The organism is Mesorhizobium sp. M7A.F.Ca.US.006.04.2.1, from assembly GCF_004022915.1.
In the GTDB taxonomy this organism is placed as follows: domain Bacteria; phylum Pseudomonadota; class Alphaproteobacteria; order Rhizobiales; family Rhizobiaceae; genus Mesorhizobium; species Mesorhizobium ciceri.
In genome coordinates, this window is sequence record NZ_RZQA01000670.1 from 1 (window position 1) to 3,664 (window position 3,664).

A 3,664-nucleotide genomic window follows, 5' to 3' on the forward strand; every position below is an offset into this window, starting at 1 on the left:
GCTGTCGATCGCCGGGTTCGCCGCATGCCGGGCACTGTCGACGGAACGCAATGATTCGCCGCAAACGGCGTCGCGCCCCTATGATCGCGACCGCGACGGCTTCGTCATGGGCGAGGGCGCCGGCGTTGTCGTGCTCGAGGAGCTCGAACATGCCAAAGCGCGCGGCGCCAAGATCTATGCCGAGGTGACGGGTTATGGTCTCACCGGCGACGCGCATCACATCACGGCGCCCGCCGAGGATGGCGATGGTGCCTTCCGTTGCATGACGGCGGCACTCAACCGGGCCAAGCTTACGCCTGCCGACGTCGACTACATCAACGCGCACGGCACCTCGACCATGGCCGACACGATCGAGCTCGGCGCTGTCGAGCGGCTTGTCGGCAATGCCGCATCGAAGATCTCGATGTCGTCGACCAAGTCGTCGATCGGCCATCTGCTTGGGGCGGCCGGTGCCGCCGAAGCGATCTTCTCGATCCTTGCCATCAGGGACAATGTCGCGCCGCCGACCATCAACCTCGACAACCCCGAACGCGAAACCGCGATCGACCTGGTGCCGAACAAGCCGCGCGCCCGCCAGATCGACGTGGCGCTGTCCAATTCGTTCGGCTTTGGCGGGACCAATGCGTCGCTGGTCTTCCAGCGCTACAATGGCTGATCGTCCGGCTGCCGGGCGACGCTTTGGCGTGCCGTCAATTTTGCCATATTCGCCTCTACTCTGCCGCTGGGGATTCGTTGGGCGATCAAACGGTAGGGCGAAATGAACACAAATCCGGCAGGCAACGGAGAATTCGGGCAACGGCCGGCAACATCCGGACCGATCGTGCCGAAAACGGCCAGCGAGGCGTTGCGGCCAGAGGCCGGCACGCCGCCGCCGAAGCGCTCGCGTGCGTCACGCAGCCAGGTCGTCGTGTTCATGAACTTCGTCATCTCCTCGGTGATGCTGGTGGTTCTGGCGGCCGGCGTCGCGGTCTATTTCGGCAAGCAGGAATTCACCGAGCCCGGACCCTCCGCTAATGGCGATACCTTCCTGGTCAAGCCGAACACCGGCGTCCAGGATATCGCCGACCAGCTCGAACGCCGCGGACTGATCAGTGATGCCCGGGTATTCCGCCTTGGCGTGCGCGCCTTCGGCAATGATTCGGCGCTGAAAGCCGGCGAGTACGAGATCAAGCCCAGGGCTTCCATGCGCGATATCATGGAGCTTCTGAAGAGCGGCAAGTCGGTGATGTATTCGCTGACCATCCCTGAAGGACTGACTGTCGACCAGGCATTGCAGCGCATCGCCGAGGAGACTGCCTTGAGCGGCGACATGCCGGCAACCACGCCGCCGGAGGGCAGCCTCGCCACCGACACGCTGCGCTTCACGCGCGGCGCGACACGCCAGCAGATGGTCGACAAGCTGCTTGCGGATCAGAAGAAGCTGGTTGACGATGTCTGGCAGCGGCGCGCGCCGGACCTGCCGCTGGCCAACGTCGAGGAGTTCGTCACGCTGGCTTCGATTGTCGAGAAAGAGACGGGCAAGGGTGACGAGCGTTCACGGGTTGCCGCCGTCTTCCTGAACCGGCTTGCCAAGGGCATGCGCCTGCAATCCGATCCGACCATCATCTACGGGCTGTTCGGCGGCAAGGGAAAGCCGGCGGACCGGCCGATCTACCAGTCGGATATCCAGAAACAGACCCCCTACAACACCTATGTGATCAACGGCTTGCCGCCGACGCCGATCGCCAATCCGGGTCGTGCAGCGCTGGAGGCGGTGGCCAACCCATCGAAGACCGACGACCTCTATTTCGTCGCCGACGGCACCGGTGGGCACGTCTTTGCCGCGACGCTGGACGAGCACAACGAGAATGTCGCCCGCTATCGCGCTCTGCAGAAGAAGCAGGCGGATGACGTCGCCAAAGCCGCCAAGACGACCGGCGGCGGCGACAGCGATGCCGTCAAGCCGGCGGACGGTGGGCCGGCCGACAGTGGGCCGGCTGACGGTGCCGACGACAGCGGCGGTGACGCGGGCGCTGCCCAGTAGAATGAAGAAAGGCGTTGCCCGACAGGCGACGCCCTGACATTTGCAAGAGCGCCGCGCGTCCGATTTCGACGCGCCTGCGCAGTCATTTTCAAGCCGCACTTGCTCTGTCCGGAAAGCCGGTTCGGGGCAATGTGCCAGGGACGTGTGGGCGATATGAATTTGCAGAGCATGACCGGTTTTGCACGTGCCGTCGCCGAGCACGAAGGCACTTCGATCGCCTGGGAGGTCAAGTCCGTCAACGGCAAGAGCGTCGAAGTACGGCTGCGGCTGCCGCAAGGCTTCGAGCGGTTGGAACCGGCTGTCCGGCAGATACTTCAGAAACGTTTTGCACGCGGCAATTTTCAGGCGACGCTGACCATCGGCCGTGCCGTCGGCGCGCAGGCGCAGCCGGTCGTCAACGAAGCCTTCCTGAAGGACCTGGCTGGGCTCGCCAAGCGGCTGCAGGAGCAGTTCGGCGTTGCTGCGGCGACCTCGGATGGATTGCTTTCGCTGCGTGGCGTGCTCGACATTCCCGAGACTGTCGAAACCGAGGAGGCGAGGGCTGCGCTCGATGCCGCGATCATGGCCGCGCTCGAAGTGGCCTTGAACGGGCTCGAACAGGCTCGGCAGGGCGAAGGGGCCGCGCTGGCTTTGCTGCTGTCGGGTCATATCGACACAATCGAGGCGCTGACGCTGCGGGCAGAAGTGGATCCATCCCGCGAGACCGCGGTGATCCGGGAACGCATCGCCGAGCAGGTCAGGCTGCTGATGGACGCTTCCGCCAATTTGGATGCCACCCGACTGCACATGGAGGCCGCGTTCCTGGCCACCAAGGCCGATATTCGCGAAGAGATCGACCGGCTGAAAACGCATGTCGCATCCGGCCGGGCACTGCTGGTGGGCGGCGGCGCGGTCGGTCGCAAGCTCGATTTTCTGGCACAGGAATTTAACCGCGAATCGAATACGCTGTGTTCCAAGTCGAATGCCGCCGCCATCACCGCGATCGGGCTGGACCTGAAGGCGGTGGTCGACCAGTTTCGTGAACAGATCCAGAATCTGGAGTAGCCGATGGTTGCCAAGGATTTGGGGTCCCGCATTCGCCGCCGGGGCCTGATGCTCGTCCTGTCGTCGCCGTCTGGCGCCGGCAAGTCGACGATCGCGCGCAATCTTCTGGAAAGCGATTCCAGCCTCGAACTGTCGGTCTCGGTCACCACCAGGCCGCGCCGCGGCAGCGAGATCGAAGGCGTCCACTATCATTTCCGGACGATGCGCGAACTCGAGCGGCTTCGTGATTCAGACGCGCTGCTGGAGTGGGCCGAGGTGCATGGCAATTGCTATGCGACACCGCGCGAGCCTGCCGAACTGGCGCTGTCTGAAGGGCGCGACATGCTCTTCGACATCGACTGGCAGGGCGCCCAGCAGCTCAAGGAGAAGATGCGCGCCGACATCGTCTCGATCTTCATCCTGCCGCCATCGATGAAGGAGTTGAAGGCACGGCTGAAGCGCCGCGCCGAAGACCAGGAAGCGGTGATCGAAACGCGGTTGAAAAACGCCCGCAACGAGATCGAGCACTGGAAGGAATATGATTTCGTCATCGTCAATGACGACCTCGACCGCGCCTTCGCCGAAGTGCGCGGCATCGTCGTCGCCGAGCGGCTGAGA

At 63.9% G+C, this 3,664-nt stretch carries 5 protein-coding genes; 4 read left to right on the forward strand and 1 reads right to left on the reverse strand.

Going from position 1 to position 3,664, the window contains the following annotated elements:
* Positions 1 to 655 (forward strand): beta-ketoacyl synthase N-terminal-like domain-containing protein (locus tag EN925_RS27740; protein WP_281040666.1); only part of this gene is annotated, 655 nt, incomplete at its 5' end.
* Here the strand turns inward: EN925_RS27740 and EN925_RS40925 are convergent.
* Positions 643 to 915, reverse strand: coding sequence for a hypothetical protein (locus EN925_RS40925; protein ID WP_244514282.1), 273 nt, complete (start codon positions 913 to 915; stop codon positions 643 to 645). The genes EN925_RS27740 and EN925_RS40925 overlap by 13 nt on opposite strands.
* Here EN925_RS40925 and mltG point away from each other — a divergent pair.
* From mltG to gmk, 3 genes are all read left to right on the forward strand, one after another.
* A complete protein-coding gene (mltG, locus tag EN925_RS27745) occupies positions 914 to 2,023 on the forward strand; it encodes an endolytic transglycosylase MltG (protein ID WP_245268565.1) in 1,110 nt (369 codons plus the stop codon). The genes EN925_RS40925 and mltG overlap by 2 nt on opposite strands.
* Before the next feature lie 153 nt (positions 2,024 to 2,176).
* The gene (locus EN925_RS27750; protein ID WP_013532513.1) at positions 2,177 to 3,067 is read left to right on the forward strand and encodes a YicC/YloC family endoribonuclease; all 891 of its coding nucleotides are present in this window, start codon (positions 2,177 to 2,179) and stop codon (positions 3,065 to 3,067) included.
* A 3-nt stretch (positions 3,068 to 3,070) separates the two neighbouring features.
* The coding region (gene gmk, locus EN925_RS27755) for a guanylate kinase (protein WP_128337066.1) at positions 3,071 to 3,664 on the forward strand (594 nt) is incomplete at its 3' end.

What these genes read in the sequence shown, in the direction of transcription:
- mltG (WP_245268565.1), top strand. Translation starts at nt 914, where the DNA reads ATGAACTTCGTCATCTCCTCGGTGATGCTGGTGGTTCTGGCGGCCGGC.
- EN925_RS40925 (WP_244514282.1), bottom strand. Translation starts at nt 915, where the DNA reads ATGAACACGACGACCTGGCTGCGTGACGCACGCGAGCGCTTCGGCGGC.
- EN925_RS27750 (WP_013532513.1), top strand. Translation starts at nt 2,177, where the DNA reads ATGAATTTGCAGAGCATGACCGGTTTTGCACGTGCCGTCGCCGAGCAC.